This window comes from Variovorax gossypii (assembly GCF_003965815.1).
Classification (GTDB): Bacteria; Pseudomonadota; Gammaproteobacteria; order Burkholderiales; family Burkholderiaceae_C; genus Variovorax; species Variovorax gossypii.
The window spans coordinates 1,166,422-1,187,167 of sequence record NZ_RXOE01000002.1 but is presented as its reverse complement, the minus strand read 5'-3'; the positions used below and the strand labels follow the sequence as shown (position 1 = coordinate 1,187,167).

Annotated in this window: 22 protein-coding genes; 10 read left to right on the top strand and 12 right to left on the bottom strand. The window is 68.6% G+C overall.

Annotated elements, in window-relative coordinates; translation table 11 throughout:
* Positions 1-17 precede the first annotated feature (17 nt).
* The 4 genes from EJP69_RS13170 to murJ form a co-directional block, all read right to left on the bottom strand.
* Positions 18-449: a YciI family protein gene (locus EJP69_RS13170; protein WP_126470522.1), complete on the bottom strand. Its 432-nt coding sequence runs from the start codon at positions 447-449 to the stop codon at positions 18-20.
* 149 nt (positions 450-598) lie between these two features.
* Positions 599-1,027, bottom strand: coding sequence for a bleomycin resistance protein (locus tag EJP69_RS13165; RefSeq protein ID WP_093307029.1), 429 nt, complete (start codon positions 1,025-1,027; stop codon positions 599-601).
* Positions 1,028-1,032: 5 nt separating this feature from the next.
* On the bottom strand, positions 1,033-1,884 hold the full coding sequence (locus EJP69_RS13160) for a SirB1 family protein (RefSeq protein ID WP_093198623.1): 852 nt from the start codon (positions 1,882-1,884) through the stop codon (positions 1,033-1,035).
* 86 nt (positions 1,885-1,970) lie between these two features.
* On the bottom strand, positions 1,971-3,524 hold the full coding sequence (gene murJ, locus EJP69_RS13155; RefSeq protein WP_126470520.1) for a murein biosynthesis integral membrane protein MurJ: 1,554 nt from the start codon (positions 3,522-3,524) through the stop codon (positions 1,971-1,973).
* Positions 3,525-3,642: 118 nt separating this feature from the next.
* Here murJ and rpsT point away from each other — a divergent pair, with 118 nt between their 5' ends.
* Positions 3,643-3,957, top strand: coding sequence for a 30S ribosomal protein S20 (gene rpsT / locus EJP69_RS13150; protein WP_019654625.1), 315 nt, complete (start codon positions 3,643-3,645; stop codon positions 3,955-3,957).
* 164 nt (positions 3,958-4,121) lie between these two features.
* On the opposite strand, the gene EJP69_RS13145 is transcribed toward rpsT, so the two are convergent.
* Positions 4,122-4,451, bottom strand: coding sequence for a DUF3579 domain-containing protein (locus EJP69_RS13145; protein ID WP_093124243.1), 330 nt, complete (start codon positions 4,449-4,451; stop codon positions 4,122-4,124).
* A gap of 161 nt (positions 4,452-4,612) precedes the next feature.
* On the opposite strand from EJP69_RS13145, the gene EJP69_RS13140 reads away from it, so the two are divergent.
* From EJP69_RS13140 to EJP69_RS13100, 9 genes are all read left to right on the top strand, one after another.
* Positions 4,613-5,821 (top strand): aspartate aminotransferase family protein, encoded by a 1,209-nt coding sequence (locus EJP69_RS13140; RefSeq protein ID WP_093198616.1) that lies wholly within the window; start codon positions 4,613-4,615, stop codon positions 5,819-5,821.
* Entirely contained in the window at positions 5,818-6,780 is a 963-nt protein-coding gene (gene argF, locus EJP69_RS13135; RefSeq protein WP_093307028.1) for an ornithine carbamoyltransferase, read from the top strand. The genes EJP69_RS13140 and argF overlap by 4 nt, the downstream gene beginning before the upstream one ends.
* Before the next feature lie 28 nt (positions 6,781-6,808).
* A complete protein-coding gene (locus tag EJP69_RS13130; protein WP_093307027.1) occupies positions 6,809-7,123 on the top strand; it encodes a YkgJ family cysteine cluster protein in 315 nt (104 codons plus the stop codon).
* An 80-nt stretch (positions 7,124-7,203) separates the two neighbouring features.
* Positions 7,204-7,857: an arylformamidase gene (kynB, locus tag EJP69_RS13125; protein WP_126470518.1), complete on the top strand. Its 654-nt coding sequence runs from the start codon at positions 7,204-7,206 to the stop codon at positions 7,855-7,857.
* 10 nt (positions 7,858-7,867) lie between these two features.
* Positions 7,868-9,154 (top strand): kynureninase, encoded by a 1,287-nt coding sequence (gene kynU / locus EJP69_RS13120; protein ID WP_126470516.1) that lies wholly within the window; start codon positions 7,868-7,870, stop codon positions 9,152-9,154.
* 13 nt (positions 9,155-9,167) lie between these two features.
* The gene (locus tag EJP69_RS13115) at positions 9,168-9,656 is read left to right on the top strand and encodes a type 1 periplasmic-binding domain-containing protein (RefSeq protein ID WP_126470514.1); all 489 of its coding nucleotides are present in this window, start codon (positions 9,168-9,170) and stop codon (positions 9,654-9,656) included.
* 16 nt (positions 9,657-9,672) lie between these two features.
* Positions 9,673-10,521 carry a tryptophan 2,3-dioxygenase gene (gene kynA, locus EJP69_RS13110; protein ID WP_093198601.1) on the top strand — a complete coding sequence of 283 codons (849 nt, stop codon included), beginning with the start codon at positions 9,673-9,675 and terminating at the stop codon, positions 10,519-10,521.
* 239 nt (positions 10,522-10,760) lie between these two features.
* On the top strand, positions 10,761-12,146 hold the full coding sequence (locus EJP69_RS13105; protein ID WP_126470512.1) for a reverse transcriptase family protein: 1,386 nt from the start codon (positions 10,761-10,763) through the stop codon (positions 12,144-12,146).
* A gap of 70 nt (positions 12,147-12,216) precedes the next feature.
* A complete protein-coding gene (locus tag EJP69_RS13100; protein ID WP_093198596.1) occupies positions 12,217-13,467 on the top strand; it encodes an SMI1/KNR4 family protein in 1,251 nt (416 codons plus the stop codon).
* 21 nt (positions 13,468-13,488) lie between these two features.
* On the opposite strand, the gene EJP69_RS13095 is transcribed toward EJP69_RS13100, so the two are convergent.
* From EJP69_RS13095 to efeO (EJP69_RS13065), 7 genes are all read right to left on the bottom strand, one after another.
* Entirely contained in the window at positions 13,489-14,673 is a 1,185-nt protein-coding gene (locus EJP69_RS13095; RefSeq protein WP_126470510.1) for an FAD-dependent monooxygenase, read from the bottom strand.
* 5 nt (positions 14,674-14,678) lie between these two features.
* Positions 14,679-14,969, bottom strand: coding sequence for a DUF6587 family protein (locus EJP69_RS13090; protein WP_126470508.1), 291 nt, complete (start codon positions 14,967-14,969; stop codon positions 14,679-14,681).
* Positions 14,970-15,015: 46 nt separating this feature from the next.
* Positions 15,016-16,911 carry a ferrous iron transporter B gene (feoB, locus tag EJP69_RS13085; RefSeq protein ID WP_126470506.1) on the bottom strand — a complete coding sequence of 632 codons (1,896 nt, stop codon included), beginning with the start codon at positions 16,909-16,911 and terminating at the stop codon, positions 15,016-15,018.
* Positions 16,904-17,209 (bottom strand): FeoA family protein, encoded by a 306-nt coding sequence (locus EJP69_RS13080; protein WP_093198586.1) that lies wholly within the window; start codon positions 17,207-17,209, stop codon positions 16,904-16,906. Before EJP69_RS13080 ends, feoB begins: the two co-directional genes overlap by 8 nt.
* A 129-nt stretch (positions 17,210-17,338) precedes the next feature.
* Positions 17,339-18,175, bottom strand: a complete 837-nt coding sequence (efeO, locus tag EJP69_RS13075) for an iron uptake system protein EfeO (protein ID WP_126470504.1) — start codon at positions 18,173-18,175, stop codon at positions 17,339-17,341.
* 63 nt (positions 18,176-18,238) lie between these two features.
* The gene (efeB, locus tag EJP69_RS13070; protein ID WP_126470502.1) at positions 18,239-19,528 is read right to left on the bottom strand and encodes an iron uptake transporter deferrochelatase/peroxidase subunit; all 1,290 of its coding nucleotides are present in this window, start codon (positions 19,526-19,528) and stop codon (positions 18,239-18,241) included.
* A 16-nt stretch (positions 19,529-19,544) separates the two neighbouring features.
* Positions 19,545-20,738, bottom strand: a complete 1,194-nt coding sequence (gene efeO / locus EJP69_RS13065; RefSeq protein WP_126470500.1) for an iron uptake system protein EfeO — start codon at positions 20,736-20,738, stop codon at positions 19,545-19,547.
* Positions 20,739-20,746 lie beyond the last annotated feature (8 nt).

The window sequence follows — 20,746 nt, the reverse complement described above, 5'->3', positions numbered from 1 at the left end:
GTTGTGCTGGCCGCGGCTCAGCCGGCGGCCTTGGTGCGGGCCTCGGTCTCGGCACGCAGGCGGTCTTCCTGGGCGAGCAGCTCGGGGGTCATGGAGTCGCCGAAGTCGGCAGCCTCGAACACCTGGCGGATCTCGATCTCGCCTTCCTGGAAAGGGCTGCGCTTGATCCACTCGATGGCCTCCTCCTTCGACTTGCACTGGAACAGCCAGAAGCCGGCCAGCAGTTCCTTGGTCTCGGCGAAGGGGCCGTCGATGACGGTGCGCCTGGTGGGGCCCTCGCAGCGCACGCGCACGCCCTTGGAGCTGGGGTGCAGGCCCTCGCCCGCCAGCAGCACGCCGGCCTTGACCAGTTCCTCGTTGAACTTGCCCATGGCGGTGAGGATTTCGGTGTTGGGCATCACGCCGGCTTCGGAATCGGCGTTGGCCTTGACCAGAATCATGAATCGCATGTCGTTTCTCCTGAAGGTTGATGGTGGTGAAGCGGCTTCGGAATCTGCCTGCTCCTGTTCACACGTCGGACGAGCGCAATCCGGATCGACACGGCTGCGTCGATCTATTTGTAATTTTGTGTTTCAGAAATTCGACCCGGCCACGGCATTCACGGCAGGTAGCCGCAGAAGCGCAGCACATGGCCGTCGGGTTCGCGGATCGCGAATTCGCGCAGCCCCCAGGGCTGGGACGTCGGCGGCTCGATGACCGTCACGCCGCGCTTCACGTAGGCGGCGTGCAGGCCGTCGATGTCCTTGCCCACGTGGATCACGATCTCGCCGCGCCAGGGTTTCGCCTCGCGCGCATTGCACTGCCACAGCCGCAGGTAGACCGGGTCGCCGTAGCTGCGGTCGCCCTTCTTCACCCGGGCGTAGCTGGGCGGCTCGCCGGCGATGAAGTCGAGCTCGAAGCCCAGCACGTCGCGGAACCACCGCGCGGCGCGCGTGACGTCGGACACCGGCAGCACCGGCTGCACGCCGTGGAATTCATGCAGGGTGCCCAGGTCGGGCGCCGGGCTCACGCCGGCCTGGGTGTTCATTTCATTCAGCTGGCCATGCGGCGCAGCGTGGCGACGCGCTCGGCGATCGCGTCGAGGTCGAGCGCGTCCTCGGCCTTCGCGAGGTAGGTTTCGAGATCGCGCACCGCCTGGGCCGTGTTGCCCTGCTCCGCATGCGCGACGCCGCGGTCGCGGTACTCGCCCCAGGCGCTGGGCAAGAGGGCGATGAGGCGGTCCTGCACGGCGATGACGCGCTGCCAGTCTTCCTGCGCGTGATGCACCTCCTTCAGGTTGCGCAGCATGCGGGCGATGATCTCGCGCGAACTGGCGGGCTGCAGGTACAGGCCCAGCGGCACGTCGAAGTCGCCCACCAGCCCGTTGCCGCGCTTGTAGGGCTCGAGCCGCTCGCTCAGTTCCTCGCGCGACAGCGACTTGCCGGTGAACGGGTCGATCACCACCTGCCCCTTGGGCAGCGTCACCTTGAGCATGAAGTGCCCCGGAAACCCGATGCCGCGCGCCTGCAGGCCCAGGCCCTGCGCCAGCTCCATCCACAGCACGGCCAGCGAGATCGGGATGCCGCGGCGGGTGCGCAGCACGGCGTTCAGGTAGCTGTTGTCGGGGTCGTAGTAGTCGTTGACGTTGCCGCCGAAGTTCAGGTCGTTGAAGAAGAACTGGTTCAGGGCGCGCAGCCGGGCCAGGGGCGCCGCGTCGGCGGGCAGGCGGCGCTTGAGGCGGGCCAGGAGCTGGTCGACGTCGCCCAGCACCTGTTGCACGTCGAGGTCGGGGTATTCGTCCTGGGCCAGGCTGGCGGCGGCCTCGAGCAGCGGAAACTGGTCGTCGCTGCGGACCAGCGATTCGAAATACTCCAGGGCGGTTGGAACCTGAAAGCTGAACGTCATGTGGCTTTGTAGAGGAGCATTCAGGGAGCGTCAAGGCAGGGCACACGCGTATTGCGCGAGCGCCGCCACCGCCCCGGCGCGAGCTTTCAGCGGCGGACGAAGCTGCGCAGCCGAACGCCGACCGCCGCCAGTACGCCGAAGTAGAGCAGCGCCGAGCCGGCGACCAGTGCGGCCAGCAGGCCGATGCGCAGCAAGCGCTGCTCGCGCAGGGCGACCCAGTCGAAATGCGCCGAGCCCCACACCAGCAGGCCCGCGAGCACCGCCGTGCCGGCGATCACCTGCAGAGCGAACCTGCCCCACCCCGGCTCGGGCTTGTAGCTGCCGCGGCGGATCAGCCCGACCAGCAGCCACGCCGCGTTGACCAGCGCGCCGATGGCGATGGTCAGCGTGAGCGCCGCGTGCTGCAGCACCGGCACCAGGAACACGTTGAGGATCTGCGTCAGCACCAGCACGCCCACTGCGATCAGCATCGGCGTGCGGGTGTCGTGCTTGGCGTAGTAGCCCGGCGCGAGCACCTTCACGGCCACGATGCCGACGAGGCCGACGCCGTAGCCCATCAGCGCCACGGTGGTCCGGCCCACGTCCTCGCCGTTGTAGGCGCCGTTGTGGAAGAGCACCGCCACCAGCGGCTTCGCGAACAGCAGCAAGGCGATGGCACAGGGTGCCGACAGCAGCACCACGAGGCGCAGGCCCCAGTCGAGCAGCGAGGAATAGCGCGCGTCGTCCTTGGCGGCGCGGGCGCCGGCCAGTTGCGGCATCAGCACCACGCCCAGCGCCACGCCGAGCATGGCGGTCGGGAACTCCATCAGCCGGTCGGCATTGGTGATCCAGGTCACGCTGCCCACCGCGAGATGCGAGGCGATCTGCGTGTTGATGAGCAGCGAGATCTGCGCCACGCTCACGCCCAGCAGCGCCGGCAGCATCAGCTTGAGCACCTTGCGCGTGTTCGGGTCGGTCCAGGCGGTGCGCAGCGCCCGCAGGCTCAGGCCCAGGCGCGGCAGCAGCCCCAGCTTGCGCAGGGCGGGAAACTGCAGGGCCAGCTGCAGCACGCCGCCGGCCATGACGCCCACGCACTGCGCGTAGATCGGTTCGATGCCCCAGTGCCGGAAAAGCGGCGCCCCGACCAGGATCGACAGGATCAGCGCCACGTTGAGCAGCACCGGCGACGCCGCCGGCACCGCGAACTTGCGCCAGGTGTTGAGGATGCCGCCCGCCAGCGCCACCAGCGACATGAAGCCGATGTACGGGAACATCCAGCGCGTCATGACCACCGCCGCGTCGAAACCGGGCAGCCCGCTGGCCATGGCCCAGACCAGCAGCGGCGCGCCGGCCACGCCGGCCACGCAGACGATCACCAGCGTCCAGGTCAGCAGCGTGGCGACGTGGTCGATGAGCTGCCGGGCGCCCTCGTCCCCCGCTTCGGTCTTGCGCGCGGCCAGCACCGGCACGAAGGCCTGGCTGAAGGCCCCTTCGCCGAAGACCCGCCGGAACAGGTTCGGGATGCGGAATGCGACGTTGAAGGCGTCGGTGAGCGCGCTGACGCCGAAAACCGAGGCGAAAAGCACGTCGCGAACGAGGCCCGTGATCCGCGAGGCGAGGGTCAGCAGGGAGACGGTTGAGGCGGATTTGAGCAGGGACACGGGGGCCGAGTTTAGGCCCCGCCGGAGGCTCGAAACGGCCGGATTCGCCGGAAAAGCCGACCCGGCCTATAATGGAGGGCTTTGCTGCATCATCCTCAGACACCTAAGGACATAAATCATGGCATCCGCCAAGCCCAAGAAAAAGAACCCGCGCCTCGCCTCCGGCCGTAAGCGCGTCCGCCAGGACACCAAGCTGAACGCTGCGAACACCTCGCTGCGCTCCAAGTACCGTACCGCTGTCAAGAACGTCGAAAAGGCTGTTCTGGCTGGCGACAAGACCAAGGCAAGCGAACTGTTCGCGAAGGCCCAGAGCATCGTCGACGCGATCGCCGACAAGGGCATCTTCCACAAGAACAAGGCCGCCCGCGACAAGAGCCGCCTGTCGGCCAAGGTCAAGGCCCTCGCCCTCGCGCCTGCAAAGGCCGCCGCCTGACACCTGTCAAGCAAGCCCGGACCGGAATCCTCCGGTCCGCCGTTTGATCGGGGTGCGCTGCAGCAAAGTGAAAAACCGCCTTCGGGCGGTTTTTTCATGCCCGTTCGCTTCGTGAACCGGGCGCCGGGCCAAAAAGCAGGCAGACAGGCAAAGAAAAAGGCCTGTCAGGCCTTTTTCGGGGGGATGGGTGCGTCGGGCACGAGACAGGCTTCGGCTACCTGCAGGTCGTTGTCCCTGGCGAAGTTCACGCAGAAGTCCCAGGCCATCGGTTCGGCGTCGCGCAGGGCGCGGTTCACGACCACGCACTTCACGCCGTTGATGGTCGTCGGGATGCACCAGGGCGAATAGCTCAGGTGACTGCCCGGATAGGCGCCGCCCGGGCGGAAGGAGCACATCACGCCGGCCAGACGCTCGGCCCAATCGCTGGGGCGAAAGGTCCGTCCATCCTTGGTGATGCCCTGGATGAAGATTTCTTTGGCTGTGGGGGAAATCATCGTTGAATGAGGCGACCGGAGCAGGTGCTGCGGTGCAGCAAGCGATTCTATCCGCGCCCCTTTTTGCATCCTGAACATGGGGCATTGCTGTAATGCGGAATCCTCAACGAAGCCGTCAAACCGCGCGCCTAGAATCCGCCTTCCCTATCTGGAGAACCCGAATGAGCGCTACCGCCCAGCCCACCTCGCCCCACGTCATGAACACCTACGGTCGCCTGCCGATCGCACTGTCGCACGGTCAGGGTTGCCGAGTCTGGGACACCGCGGGCAAGGCCTACCTCGACGGCCTCGGCGGCATCGCGGTGAACACGCTGGGCCACAACCATCCCGAGCTGGTGCCCGCCCTGCAGGACCAGCTGACCAAGCTGATCCACAGCTCCAACTACTACCACGTGACCGGCCAGGAACAGCTCGCCACCAAGCTGACCGAAATTTCGGGCCTCACCAACGCCTTCTTCTGCTGTACCGGCCTCGAGGCCAACGAAGCCGCCCTGAAGCTGGCCCGCAAGTACGGCCACGACAAGGGAATCGAGCGCCCCGAGATCGTCGTCTACGAAGCCGCCTTCCACGGCCGCAGCATCGCCACCCTCTCGGCCACCGGCAATCCCAAGGTGCAGGCCGGCTTCGGCCCGCTGGTCGAGGGCTTCATCCGCGTGCCGCTGAACGACATCGAGGCGCTGAAGAAGGCCACCGAAGGCAACCCGAACGTGGTCGCCGTGTTCTTCGAAACCATCCAGGGCGAAGGCGGCATCAACCCGATGCGCTGGGAATACCTCAAGCAGGTGCGTCAGCTGTGCGACGAGCGCGACTGGCTCATGATGATCGACGAGGTGCAGTGCGGCATGGGCCGCACCGGCAAGTGGTTCGCCCACCAGTGGGCGGGCATCAAGCCCGACGTGATGCCGCTGGCCAAGGGCCTGGGCTCGGGCGTGCCGATCGGCGCCGTGGTGGCCGGCCCCAAGGCCGCCAACATCTTCGGCCCGGGCAACCACGGCACCACCTTCGGCGGCAACCCGCTCGCCATGCGCGCCGGCGTCGAAACCATCCGCATCATGGAAGAGCACAAGCTGCTCGAAAACGCCGCCACAGTGGGCGCCCACCTGAAGGCCGCGCTGGAGCGCGAACTCGGCGGCCTGCCCGGCGTGAAGGAAATCCGCGGCCAGGGCCTGATGATCGGCATCGAGCTCGACCGTCCCTGCGGCGTGATCCTCAACCGCGCCTGCGACGCCGGCCTGCTGCTGAGCGTGACGGCCGACAAGGTGATCCGCCTCGTGCCGCCGCTCATCCTGAGCATTGCCGAGGCCGACGAGATCGTCGCCATCCTCGCGCCCATCGTCAAAGCCTTCCTGTCGGAGCCCGCCCCCCAATGACGACCGCCACCGCGAACCCCATACGGCACTACCTGCAGTTCGCCGACTTCACCGCCGACGAGTACGCCTACCTCTTCGATCGCATGGCGATCATCAAGAAGAAGTTCAAGACCTACGAAAAGCACCAGCCGCTGGTCGACCGCACGCTGGCCATGATCTTCGAGAAGGCCAGCACGCGCACCCGCGTGAGCTTCGAGGCCGGCATGTACCAGCTCGGCGGCAGCGTGGTGCACCTGACCACCGGCGACAGCCAGCTCGGCCGCGCCGAGCCCATCGAGGACAGCGCCAAGGTCATCAGCCGCATGGTCGACCTGGTGATGATCCGCACCTACGAGCAGACCAAGATCGACGCCTTCGCCGCGCATTCGCGCGTGCCCGTCATCAACGGCCTGACCAACGAGTTCCATCCCTGCCAGATCCTGGCGGACATCTTCACCTACATCGAGCACCGCGGTTCCCACGGTTCCGGAGGCGACGTGCTTTCCTGCCTGAAGGGGAAGACGGTCGCGTGGGTCGGCGACGGCAACAACATGGCCAACACCTGGCTGCAGGCGGCCGAGATCCTGGGCTTCACGGTGCACGTGAGCACGCCCAGCGGCTACGAGGTGGACCAGTCGATCGCCGGCATCCGCTCGGGCGACAGCTACAAGGTCTTCAAGGACCCGATGGAAGCCTGCCGCGGCGCCGACCTCGTCACCACCGACGTCTGGACCAGCATGGGCTACGAGGCTGAGAACGAGGCGCGCCGCAAGGCCTTTGCCGACTGGTGCGTCGACGAGGAAATGATGCGCGCGGCCCAGCCCGACGCCCTCTTCATGCACTGCCTGCCCGCCCACCGCGGCGAGGAAGTGCAGGCCGAGGTCATCGACGGCCCGCAGTCGGTGGTGTGGGACGAGGCCGAGAACCGCCTGCACGCGCAGAAGGCGCTCATGGAGTTCCTGCTCCTCGGCAGGCTCTGATAGCCAAACCAGGCAAAGGCGCCGCAGCATGTCCGATTGCCAGCAATGCGGCGCCTGCTGCGCCAGCTATCGCGTCGACTTCAGCGTGCATGAACTCGACGACAACGGCGGCAAGGTGCCCTCGGGCCTCGCCGTCGAGGTGAACGACGCCATCTGCCGCATGCGCGGCACCGACCACGCATCCCCGCGCTGCGCCGCGCTCACCGGCAAGATCGGCCAGTCTGTGGGCTGCGGCATCTACGAATGGCGCCCCAACCCGTGCCACGAACTGCAGGCCGGCAGCGACGCCTGCGAACGCGCACGGGCCCGCCACGGCCTGCCCGCGCTGTCTTCGCTGCACTGAACGATCGCGCTTCAACTTGTCACGCCTGGTGTTGGAAATAACCGACACCACGACCTCTCGCCCGGCGCTAACTTCGCGCCATGCGTTCACAGCAACACCGCCCCCGAATCTGGGACATCTCGCCGCCAGTGCATGAAGGCGCGCCGGTCTTTCCCGGCGACACGCCCTACCAGCAGCGCTGGGCCGCGACCATTTCTCCGGGCTGTCCGGTCAACGTCAGCGAGATCAAGCTCTCGCCCCACGTCGGTGCGCATGCCGACGCTCCACTGCACTACGACCCCGAGGGCCAGACCATCGGCGACGTCGACCTCACGCCCTTCCTCGGCCCCTGCCGCGTGATCCACGCGATCGACAAGGGCGCGCTGATCGAGTGGGAGCACATCGCCCACGCCGTCGACAGCACACTGCCCCCGCGCGTGCTGGTCCGCACCTACACAACCATGCCGGTCGGCCGCTGGGACCCGGAACTCGCCGCCTACGCCCCTGCAACCGTCGAGCGCCTGGCGGCCATGGGCGTGAAGCTCATCGGCATCGACACCGCCAGCATCGACCCGGCCGACAGCAAGACACTGGAAAGCCACCAACGCATCCGCCGCCTCGACCTTCGCGTGCTCGAGAACCTCGTGCTCGACGACGTGCCCGAGGGCGACTACGAACTCATCGCGCTGCCGCTCAAGCTGGTCAGCGCCGATGCCTCCCCCGTTCGCGCCGTGCTGCGCGAACTCCCTCGCTGAAACCTCCGACATGACGACTCTTGCAGACTGCCGCGCGCTCGACGCGCAAGACCCGCTGCGCGCCCTGCGCGACCAATTCACCATTCCCGAAGGCGTGCTGTACCTCGACGGCAACTCGCTCGGCGTGATGCCGAAGGCCGCGCCGGCGCGCATCGCCGAAGTGGTGACCAAGGAATGGGGCGAAGGCCTCATCCGCTCGTGGAACACCGCCAGCTGGTTCGACCTGCCGCAGCGCCTGGGCGACAAGGTGGCCCGCCTGATCGGCGCCACACCCGGCGAGGTGGTGTGCACCGACAGCACCTCGGTGAACCTCTACAAGGTGCTGTTCGCCGCCTTGTCCCAGCAGAAGGACAGCGGCCGCAAGCTGGTGATCAGCGAGCGCAGCAACTTCCCCACCGACCTCTACATCGCCGAATCGCTGTGCCGCGAGCGCGGCTTCACGCTCAAGCTGATCGACGCGAGCGAGTTGCAAGGCCCGGATTCGGTACTGACCGAGGAAGTGGCCGTGCTGATGCTCACGCACGTCAACTACCGCACCGGCGCCATGCACGACATGAAGGCCGTCACCGCCGCCGCGCACGCCGTGGGCGCGCTCACGGTGTGGGACCTCGCGCACAGCGCGGGTGCCGTGCCCGTGGCGCTGAACGACAGCAACGCCGACTACGCCATCGGCTGCGGCTACAAGTACCTCAACGGCGGCCCCGGCGCGCCTGCCTTCGCATGGGTGCACACGAAGCACGCGGGCGAGTTCGAACAGCCGCTGTCCGGCTGGTGGGGCCACGCGGCGCCCTTCGAGTTCACGCCGCACTACCGCCCCGCTCCGGGCGTGGGCCGCTACCTCTGCGGCACGCAGCCGATCATCGCGCTGGCCGGGCTCGAATGCGGGCTCGACACGGTGCTGGCGGCCGAGTCCTTCAACGGCGACCATGGCGCAATGTCCGCGCTGCGCGCCAAGTCGCTCGCGCTCACCGACATGTTCATCAGGCTGGTCGAGGAGCGCTGCGCCGGCCACGGTCTCTCGCTGGTCACGCCGCGCGAGCACGAGCAGCGCGGCTCGCAGGTGTGCCTGAGTCGCGAGGAAGGCGCCTACGCCATCGTGCAGGCCCTGATCGCGCGCGGCGTGATCGGCGACTACCGCGCCGGCGACTCGCAGATGCCCGACATCCTGCGCTTCGGCTTCACGCCGCTGTACATCGGCTTCGAGGACGTGTGGAACTCGGTCGAGCACCTCGTGCAGGTGCTCGAGACCGCGGAGTGGAAGCGCGAGGAGTTCAACCGCAAGAACGCGGTGACCTGAGCGGCGCATGGCAATGAAACACCGACTGTCCGCTTTTTCCGCCGCGCTGCTGCTGATGCTGGCGACGCCCGCCATGGCGCAGCAACCGGCCTTCACACTGCCGCAGCTCAAGGCCTTCGCCGAGGTGGCGCCCGACGCCTTCCGCACGCAGATCAAGAGCCAGGGCTTCTCGTATGCCGACAAGACCGTGACCGACCAGGTCAGCATGATCGAGTACGAGAAGTTCGTCGATGGCCAGACCACGCGCCTGATGAAGTCCACCTACGTGGCCAGCCGCAGCGGCGAGGACGGCATTCAGCTCACCCTCACCGACAAGGCCGCCTTCGAGCGCCTCGTGAAGGAAGCGCGCGACTCCGGCTACAGGCCGGGCGAGAAGGGCCGCATTCCCGGCGGCGAGACCTACCAGGAATTCAAGCGCGGAAACGAGGTCGTGCGATTCGTCTACCCGAGGAAAGAGTCCGGCGCGGGCCTGCCCTCCTATACCGCCGTTGTCTGGCGATGACCTGCCGGCAAACATCATGAGCACCGAAAAGACAACCGAGAACATCGTCCACGAAGAAAAGGCCCAGCTGGACTTCAGCAAGTCCATGAGCTACGGCGACTACCTGCACCTCGACGAGATCCTCAGCGCCCAGCATCCGCTTTCGCCCGCGCACGACGAGCTGCTCTTCATCGTGCAGCACCAGACCAGCGAGCTCTGGATGAAGCTGATGCTGCACGAGCTGCACGCCGCCATCGCCTGCATCGCGCAGGAGAAGCTGCCCGACGCCTTCAAGATGCTCGCGCGCGTGAGCCGCATCATGGAGCAGCTGGTCAACGCATGGACCGTGCTCTCGACCATGACGCCGCCCGAATACACGGCGATGCGCCCCTACCTCGCGAACTCCAGCGGCTTCCAGAGCGCGCAGTACCGCTGCATCGAATTCGCGCTCGGCAACAAGAACGCCGCCATGCTCAAGCCGCACGCGCACCGCGCCGACCTGCTGGCGCAGGTGGATGCGGCCTACCGCGCGCCGTCGCTGTACGACGAGTCGCTGCGCCTGCTGGCGCGCCACGGCCTGCCCGTGCCCGCCGACCGGCTGGAGCGCGACTGGACGCAGCCCTACGAACCCAGCGACGGCGTCGAGGCGGCCTGGCTCACGGTCTATCGCAACCCGCACGACCACTGGGACCTTTATCAGCTCGGCGAGAAGCTCACCGACCTGGAAGACGCCTTCCGCCTCTGGCGCTTCCGCCACGTGACGACGGTCGAGCGCGTGATCGGCTTCAAGCGCGGCACCGGCGGCACCGGCGGCGTGAGCTACCTGCGCAAGATGCTGGACGTGGTGCTGTTCCCCGAGATCTGGAAGCTGCGCACCGACCTGTAGGCCCGCTGCCCGAAGCCGGCTCCTACAATCCGCCCGGCACCGGCTCTTCAAGACTCGACAAGGCTTCGCGATTCGTCGCCTGGTCTTGTGCTGCGGGGTAACCCCGTGGTGGATGGATGGCTAGATATTCCGGCGCGTGAGCCCGACTGCGCTACCGCGCAGCCCGGCTAGCGCATCACCGGCTGGTTGAAGGGCCGGTTGCCACCCGTCCTCACCGGCTTCACGGCCCGCATTCATTCATGACGCGTGAACTGAGCTACAGGGAGTGGATCGCACGCAGCCTCGCGCGGGCCCTGCTCGCCGATGCGAGGCAGCCCGGCGGCACCGCGCCGAGCGCCTTGCGTGCACGGGCCGCGGCCACGCTGGGTGCCGATTCGCCCTGGCTGAAGCCGCTGGCCGAAGCGCTCGGCAACCGCTCGCAGGCCACCTGGCAGCGCACCGACCTGCCCGCGCTGGCGAAGGCGATCCACGACATGCCCGAGCTGGACGCGGCCTTCGAGCAGAACGAACGGCCGCGCGTGCGGCGCATCATCCTGCGGCCCGCGCAGATGCTGCCGCGCCCGATGGGGCTGGACCATTTCGCGCTGCCCGACATCCCCACGCTCGCCGACCTCGCGCAATGGCTCGAACTCGACGCGGACCGGCTGGCCTGGCTCGCATCGCCGGCACAGGCCTTTCGCGCATCCGACGCGCCGGGCTCCCGGCCCGCATCGCACTACCGCTACCAGCTCCAGCCCAAGCGCCTCGGCGGCCTGCGCCTGCTCGAGATCCCGAAGGCCGACCTGAAGCGCGCGCAGCGCCGCATCCTCGACGAGCTGCTGCGGCACGTGCCGGTGCATGAGGCGGCACACGGCTTCGTGCCGGGCCGTTCGGTCGCGAGCCATGCGGCCGCGCATGCCGGCAAGGAAGTGGTGATCGGCTTCGACCTGCGCGACTTCTTCCCCGCTGTCCGCGCCTCGCGCGTGCACGCCACATGGCGCACGCTCGGCTATCCCGAAGGCGTGGCGCGCGCCCTCACCGCCCTTTGCACGCACCGCACCGACGCCGCCATCATCGAGCGCCTGCGCGACGACGGCGGGCTCGACTGGATGGGCGCCAAGCGTCTCGCCGCGCCGCATCTGCCCCAGGGCTCGCCCTGCTCTCCCGCGCTGGCGAATCTCTGCGCCTTCAGGCTCGACCTGCGGCTCGAGGGCCTGGCCTGGGTCTTCGGCGCCACCTACACGCGCTATGCCGACGACCTCGTGTTCTCCGGGCCGGCCTCGCTGCGCGCGCAGTTCGGCGCCCTGCGCGCCTGGGTCGACGGCATCGCGGCCGACGAGGGCTTCGAGCTGCACCCGCGCAAGCTGCGCTGCATGCCGCGGCATCGCCAGCAGCGCGTGACAGGCGTGGTCGTCAACGACAAGGCCAACGCGCCGCGCGAGGACTTCGACAGGCTCCGGGCCGTGCTGCATCGCTGCGCGACGCGAGGCCCCGCCGCGCAGAACCGGGCGAAGTTGGACGACTTCCGCGGCCACCTGCTGGGCCGCATCGCATGGATCGGCCAGTTCAACGCAGCGCGCAAGGCCCGGCTGATGCGGCTCTTCGAACGCATCGACTGGACGAGTGCCGCGCAAACGCCCTCATGAAGCTGGGGTGGCCCGGATTGCCCTGCGACCGCAAAGCGCTACATTTTTGGAAAACAACGGAGGCCCAGCCATGAACGACATCCGGTTCACAACCGACGAGCTCTCCACCCTGCGCGAACACGGCATCGTGCTGTTCGCCGAGCGCGTGATCTTCGACGCGCAGCCGCCGATGCCCAGCCAGCAGATCGAGGCCGTGCAGGCCCTGTGCTCGGGCCCACTTCCCGAAGCGCTGGTCGCGCTGTGGCAGGAAACCGCCGGCGGACGTCTCGACTACGACCTGTCGCTCGAGATGAACGGCAACCTCGAGGGCATCAGCTGGAACGAACTCTTCTGGGACGGCAGCGACGGCTACCACGACCTGCAGGGCTGGATCGAGCACGAGCAGGAACTGGCCCAGGAGGCCGCCGAGGAAAACGGCACGCCCTGGACCGGCAAGCTCACGCACCTGCCCTTCGGCGGCTTCGAGTACACCGACCGCATCTACGCGGTGGTCGAGCCCGGCGCGGGGCACGGTCAGATCGTCGCCTGGAAGAAGGGCCTGCCGCCGGCCTGGACGCACGCGCTGCACGAAGACAGCGTGAACACCGTCGCCCCCGACCTGCGCGGCGCGTTCGCGGCGCTGCGCCTCGACGAAGACCCGCTGGCTCCCACCGGCGACTACTTCTCGGGCCAGACGCTGCTCGGCTACCTCGACGACCGGCACCAGGACCACGGGCTCGACCTCGACCTGATGGACAAGGTCGTGACCTTCTATTGCCGTGCCGTGGTCGACTGGCGCACGCCGCTGGCCGAAGGCACGCTGCGCCACCAGCCGCAGCTCGCACGCGTGGCCCTGCGCCATGCGATCGCGACCGACGATGCGAAGCTGGTGGCCGAACTCGCGGCCGCCGGCGTGGACTTCGACGGGCCGCAGCAAGGCAGCGCGCTGGCCACCGATGTCGCGGTGAGCCATGGGGCCTTCGCAGCGGCCGCTGCGCTGGTGCGCGCTGGCGCGCCGGTGGCAGCCGATGCGCTGCGCAACATCGACGGGCAGATCTCGCCCGAACTCACGAGCGCCCTGCTGGACAACGGCGCGGAGCCCAACGTGGCGGCGATCGTCAAGTGCGCGGCCTGCGGCGCGCCGGCGAGCGCGCACCTGATCGCGGACGCCTGCGCGAAGGCGGGCATCGACGTGGCGCCCGCGTTCGTGGCGGAGCGCGACGCGATGCTGCTCGACCTGGAGGGCTCGCTCGCAAAGATGCAGGGCGGCAAGTACGGTCACTACCTGGGGCAGGAAGGTTTAGCCGAACGCATCGATCACCTGCAGACGTTCCGGCTCTGAGCGCGCCGGCGCGCGGCGCCGTCAACCGCCGTACAGCCAGGGCTGGTCGAGCAGCTTCGCGCCCAGAAGGCGCATCGCCATGTCGCGGCCCAGCCGCACCGCGCCCGTGGCGTGGAAGATCTCGCCGTTGCGGCGCGCGCGCGCCTGCACCTGGGCGTTGCGTGCCCAACGTGCCTCGGCATAGCGCGCGAAGGCGGCGGGCACGTCGGCCGCACCGGCATCGGTCATCGCATCGGCCAGCGCCACGGCATCCTCGATGGCCATGCCGGCGCCCTGCGCCAGGTACGGCACCATGGGGTGCGCCGCGTCGCCCACCAGAGCGACGCGCTCGTGCGCCATGTCGGCCGGGCCGGTCATCGGCGCGCGGTCTCCCAGCGACCATGCGCGCCAGGCAGGCATGGCGTCGAGCAGCGATTGCAGGCTCGCGCAGCTTCGGCCCATGGCCTGCTTCAGGGCCGCGACGCTGGTCGACTGGTCCCAGTCGCGCGCGTCGCCGGCGGGGGCGGACTCGGCGATAACGACCACGTTGAGCCAGTCGCCGCCACGCACCGGGTAGGCCACCGCATGCAGGCGCGGACCGAGCCAGACATCGACCCGCCCGCGGCGCAGTGCGGCCGGCAGGGCCGATTGCTCGATCAACGCGCGCCAGGCCGTGTGGCCGGTAACGCGCGGGGGCTGCGCGGCGGATTCGCTGTCCAGCCGCCGCCGCACCGTGCTCCAGAGGCCGTCGGCGCCGACGATGGCTTCGCCCTCCCAGGCGCGCGCATCGGCGCTCGACAGGCAGACGAGGTCGTCGCTGGTTTCCACCTGCCTGATCTGGGCGCCGGTCACCAGCGTGCCGTTGCCGCGCGCGCGCACGGCGTCGAGCAGCAGGCCGTGAAGGTCGGCGCGATGCACGCAGAAATAGGGAGAGCCGTAGCGCCGCTGCATGGCGTCGCCGAGCGGCATGCGGGCCAGTTCGGAGCCGCTTTCGGCGCTGTGCACCACCAGCGCCTCGGGCCGCGCCGCGATGGCCGCGAGCCCTGTGCCCAGGTCGAGTTGCCCGAGACGCCGCGTGGCGTTGGGGCCCAGCTGCACGCCGGCGCCGATCTCGCCGAAGACCGCCGCCTGCTCGAAGACGTCGGCCCGGTGACGATTCCTAGAAAGCGCCAGCGCGGTGGCCAGCCCCCCGATGCCGCCCCCGGCGACGAGGATGTGAGCGGGCATCGGTCTCAGCGGCCGTGCGTGGACGGGCTGGGGCTGACGGCCTGGTCGGCTTGCGATTGTTTGACGGGGGTCTTGGGAGCGCAGCTCCCGCAGGCGTCGCACGAGCCGCAGCCCGATGTCTTGGCGAGCGAGGTGGCGAGTTCCTTCGCGCGTTCCTCGTCGATCAGGCCCGCGCGCTGCGTGCCGGCCGCGAGCTTCTGCGCGGCGCCGCGGCGCCATCCCGCGGGCATCCAGCGCCAGACCGCGTAGAACGCGGCGGCCGCGACGATCAATCCGACGATCAGTTGCTGTGCCATTTCTTCTTCGACCTTTTCTTCAAACCTTTCAGCGTCAGCGGCGGTTTTAACCGGCTCCGAGTGCCACTGCAACGTGGTAGGTCACGAAGCAGGCCAGATAGGCCAGCGCGAAGAGGTAGCCCGCCATGATCCAGACGTACTTCCACGAGCCGGTCTCGCGCTTCACGGCCGCCAGCGTCGAGATGCACTGCGGCGCGAACACGTACCAGACCAGCAGCGACAGCGCGGTGGCCAGCGTCCAGCTGCCGGCGATGAGCGGCTCCAGCGCACCCGCCACGTCGTCGCCCGTGGCCGACAGCGCATACACCGTGCCGAGCGCGCCCACGGCCACCTCGCGCGCAGCCATGCCCGGCACCAGCGCGATCGAGATCTGCCAGTTGAAGCCGATGGGCGCGAAGATGTGCTCGAGGCCGCGGCCAATCATGCCGGCCAGGCTGTACTGGATGGCCGGGCCGGTCGCACCCTCGGGCGGCGACGGGAAGGTCGACAGGAACCAAAGCAGGATCGTCAGCGTGAGGATGATCGTGCCCACGCGCTGGATGAAGATCCACGCGCGCTCGTACAGGCCCAGCGCCAGGTTGCGCAGGTTGGGCCAGCGGTAGGCCGGCAGCTCCATCAGCAGCGGCGAGTGCTGCGCGTTGTCGCGGAAGCGCTTCATGACCCAGGCCACGGTCATGGCCGAGACGATGCCGAACACGTAGAGCCCGAAGAGCACCACGCCCTGCAGGTTGAAGACGCCGCCCACGGTGCGCGCCGGAATGAAGGCCGCGATGAGCAGCGCATACACCGGCAGCCGCGCCGAGCAGGTCATGAGCGGCGCGATCATGATGGTCGTGATGCGGTCGCGCCAGTTGCTGATGGTGCGCGTGGCCATCACGCCCGGAATGGCGCAGGCGAAGCTCGACAGCAGCGGAATGAACGAGCGGCCCGACAGCCCCACGGTGCCCATCACGCGGTCGAGCAGGAAGGCCGCGCGCGGCAGGTAGCCCGAGTCTTCCAGCGCGAGGATGAAGAGGAAAAGAATCAGGATCTGCGGCAGGAAGACGATCACGCCGCCCACGCCGGCGATCACGCCGTCGACCAGCAGGCTCTGCAGCATGCCCTCGGGCATGTAGGTCTTCAGCAGGTTGCCCAGGCCCTCGGTGCCGGCCTTGATGGCGTCCATCGGCACGTTGGCCCAGCTGAACACGGCCTGGAACATCAGGAACATGGTGACGGCCAGCACCAGCATGCCCCACACGGGGTGCAGCACCACGCGGTCGATGCGGTCGCTGGTGGCGAGGCTGCCGACCGGTTCCTTCACCGCGAGGCCGAGGATGCGCCGCACCTCGCGCTGCGTGGCCAGCACGTCGTCGAGGTCCGGCGCCTGCCAGGGTTTCGGCGCGGCGGCGGCCACGGGCGTGTCGAGCGCCTGGAGCAGGCCCTGCGCGCCGCCGGTGTGCACGCCGACGGTCTCGATGACCGGCACGCCCAGCTCGCGCGCGAGCACCGTCGTGTCGACCACGATGCCCTGCTTCTTCGCCATGTCGGTCATGTTGAGCGCCACCACCATCGGCAGGCCGAGGCGCCTGGCCTCGAGCACCAGCCGCAGGTTCAGGCGAAGGTTGGTGGCGTCGGTGACGCACACCAGCAGGTCGGGCAGGGCTTCCTTGCTCTGGCCGGTGACGATGTCGCGCGTGACGGCCTCGTCGGCGCTCAGGGCGTTCAGGCTGTAGGCGCCCGGCAGGTCGAGCACGAAGACGCGGCGGCCCGAGGGCGTGCGCAGCGAGCCTTCCTTGCGCTCGACGGTCACGCCGGCGTAGTTGGCCACCTTCTGGCGGCTGCCGGTGAGCAGGTTGAACAGCGCGGTCTTGCCGCAGTTGGGATTGCCCAGCAGGGCGATGCGGCCCGGCTGCGCGGTGGGCGCGAGGCGGCCCGGGCCCTGGACGACGGCTTCAACCATGGTTCGCGGCTCCCGGCGTGACGTGGATCAGCGCGGCCTCGTGGCGGCGCAGCGCGAAAGTGGTGTGCCCCAGGCGCACCGCCAGCGGTTCGCGGCCCGGAATGCCGCTGGCGACGATGCGCACCGCCTCGCCCGGCACGAAGCCGATTTCGGTCAGGCGCAGGACGAGTTCACGGTCGTCCGCGCCCTCGGGACGGGCCACGTCGAGCACGGTGGCCCATTGGTTGCTGGGAAGCTGGTCGAGGCGCAGGGCGACGGCGGTCGGGGCCGGCGCGGTGCCGAAATCGTTGGTTCGCACGGTGGGGGCGGCGCCCTGGATACCGGGCGCACCTGTAAGCAAAACCTAGATGCTAGCAATTCTCACTCGCGAAAACCTGACCAAACCCCTTCAAAAGCGTTCGGGATCAGCCAAACCGGGGGTTTTCGATCAGTTCAGCCCCAGCATGCCGCGCAGCTTCGACAGGTCTTCGGCCAGCGTGTTGACCCGCCCGGCCAGCAGTTTGCGGTCGCGTTCGCTGAGCTTCGAATAGGTTTCGAAGCCGCTGTCGGCCGTCCTGTACTTGGCCAGCGTGTCGAAAACCACCTTGAAATTGGCCTCGGCCTTGTCCGAGAAGGCCTTGTTCTCCTTCACGACCAGCGGGCGCAGCAGCTCGACGATCTTGTAGGCGCCCTCGAAGTTCGACTGGAAGTCCCACAGATCGGTGTGGCTGTAGCGGTTCTCCTCGCCCGAGATCTTGGTGGCGGCCACTTCCTCCATCAGCACCGCGGCGCCGCCAACCACCTTCTCGGGCGGGAAGGTCAGCGCGGACAGGCGCTTCTGCAGCTCGAGCACGTTGGCCAGCAGCTTGTCGGCCACGGGGGCGAGTTCCTTGGTGCTCTTCTGCGTCCAGAGGCCGTATTCGATGCGGTGGAAGCCGCCGAAGTCCGGGTCCTTCTCGGCCTTCTCGTGGTCGTCGGCGCGCGAGTCGATGGCCTTGTCGAGGTCGTTGAAGAGTTCGGCCACCGGCTCGATGCGCTCGTAGCTCGTGCGCGTCGGCGCATAGAGCTTCTTCGCCTTCTCGATGTCGCCGGCCTTCACCGCGGCGGTGAAGGCGCGCGTGTCCGCGGCCAGCTTGCGCACGTTCTCGGCGACGTAGATCTTGTAGTCGGAGATCGGTCCGACCAGTTCGAGCGGCGACACGGCGGCCTGCGCGCCCGCGGCGTAGAGCCCGGCGAAGCCTGCGACGAAAGTGGCGAGGAAGTGGCGGCGGAACTGCACGGTCATGGATCTCCTTGTTCTGGGCAGTGATGAAAAAACTTGTGGCCTTTGGGCGAAGTCAGGCGGACTTCAGGCGGACATCAGCGAGCGCCCCAGCCAGTCGCGCTCGTCCCGCACGCCCGGCAGCGTGAAGAAGAAGCCGCCGCCGATGGGCTTGATGTATTCCTCGAGCGGTTCGCCGTCGAGGCGCTTCTGCACGGCGATGAAGCCGTTCTCGAGGTTGGCCTGGTAGCAGATGAACAGCAGCCCCATCTCGAGCTGGCCCGATTTGGTGACGCCGTTCGAGTAGTTGAAGGGCCGGCGCAGCATCAGGTTCTTGTCCGAAGCCTTGGTGCGCGGATTCGCCAGGCGGATGTGCGCATCCATCGGCGTGACCTTGCCTTCGGGGTCCTTCGCGTAGTCGGGCACGTCGTGCTCGGTCTTGCCGCCGTCCATGGGCGCGCCGGTGGGCTTCAGGCGGCCCATGATGGCCTCCTGCTCCTGCAGCGGCGTGCGGTCCCAGCGCTCGACGAAGTTGCGGATGATGCGCACCGCCTGGTAGCTGCCGCCCGCGGCCCAGGCCGGCTCGTCGCCGCCGGGCTGCACCCAGACGATGCGGTCCATGAGCCCGCCGTCGGCCGAGTCGGGGTTGGCCGAGCCGTCCCTGAAGCCGAGGAAGTTGCGCGCGCTCTCGGCCGGCTTGCCCGGCACCGCCGGAATAGGTGGCACCGTGCCTTCCTGCTTCCAGTGCAGCACCAGCAGGTCGGGCGTGTTCTTGATGATGTCGCGCAGCGCGTGGATGTTGGTGTCGGGCGTGTTGGCGCAGAACTGGATCGACAGGTCGCCGTGGCACAGCGCGGCGTCGAGCGCGTCGTTCGGGTGGCGCTGCATCTGGCTGAGCCGCAGCGGCTTCTTCTTCGCGAGGCCGAAGCGCTCGTCGAACAGCGAGGCGCCGACCGACACCGTCACCGTCAGCCCGTCGGGCTGCACCACCGGCCCGAGGATGCCCGAGCCCGCCGGCGGCAGCTTGGGGTCGGGGTCCGTCTGCGGCCCGCCCTGCGTGAGGAAGGCGACGCGCTCGGTGAGCGTGCGGAACAGCCGCTCCAGGTCGGCGCGGTTCTCGGCCAGCACGTAGAACGACGCGATCATCCCGGCCGTCGGGCGCGGCGTGACGATGCCGGCCTGGTGCCTGCCGAGGAAGGGCACGCGGTCCTGCGTGTGGGTGCTCTGCGGCGCGTCGGTCACCTGCGCGCCGCTGTCCGCGGCAGCGGGCGCCGCGACGGCGTGGGCCGATGTGGCGGCAAGGCCGGCGAAGGCTGCGCCTGCCGCGCCGAGCATGCGGCGGCGGTGCGGGGAAACGGGCTCGTTCGACTTGTCCATGGTGCTGTCTCTCAACTCATTCCAGGCCGAGCGCGGCATTCACCTTGCCGAGCTCCTCGGCCAGCGCGCGCACGGTATCGGCCAAGGCCTTCCGCTGCGCCTCGTCGAGCGGCGCGGGCTTGAAGCCGTCGCCTTCGCGGTAGGGGCCCAGCGCGGTGTCGAGGGCCGCGAAGCGCTCGTCCACGCTCTTCTGCAGCGCGGGCGCCGCCTTCACGAGCAGCGGCTGCAGCAGGTCGGCGATCTTCTTCGTGCCTTCGTAGCTGCCCTGCAGGTTCGCCGCCTCGGCGTGGCCGTAGTGGTCCTCGCCGCCGGCCGGCAGGTTGTCGGCCACGCGGCGCAGCAGCTTCGATGCCGAACCCGCAAGCCGCTCGGGCGGTACGTTCAGGCCGCGCAGTCGCTCCTTGAGCACGCCGATGTCGGCGATCAGCCTGTCGGCCGCGGGCACGACGCTCTTCAGGTCGTTCTGGCCGTACAGCGCGTACTCGATGCGGTGGAAGCCGCTGAAGCCCGGGTCGGCCTCGCGCTTCTCGAAGTAGTCGGCGCGCGCGTTGATGCGGGTGTCGAGGTCGGCGAAGAGCTCCGCCATCGGCTCGATGCGCTTGTAGGCCTGGTGCGCCGGCACGTAGAGCGCCCTCGCCTGCTGCAGGTCGCCGGCCTTGATGGCGTCGGCCAGGGCGCGCGCCGCGTCGTCGAGCGAGCCGGCCTCCAGGCGCAGGAACGTCTGGTACTCGGCCAGCGCGCCCACGTAGTTGACCAGCGAGGGCCGCGCGGCCTCGGCGTCCGATGCGGCCGAAGGCGTCACGCGCAGCTTGCCGCGCGGGTTGCTCAGCAGGCCGCAGGTGATGGCGAACTCGCCCGGCTGCAGCTTGACCGTCATGGTCTGCGAGAAGCCCGGCGCGATGTTCTCGCGCTCCTCCACCACCATCACGCCGTCGAGAATTTCCCACTCGAGCGCGCGGTTCGACTTGTTGACGATGGTGAAGGTGGTGCGCCCGGCCGGCACCGTGATCTCGTTGGGCTCGCAGGCGTTGCCCTGGATCGTGACGGTGACGGCGTTGTCGGCCGCCTTGGCCGGCGCCTTCTTCGCTTCGTTGGAGGCATACCAGAAGGCCGCGAGGCCGGCGACCACCAGCAGGGCCGACGCGGCCACCGCCACGCGCATCAGGTTGGAGGACGAAGGCTTGTTGTTGTCGGAAGAAGAGGAAGACATTGCGGGTT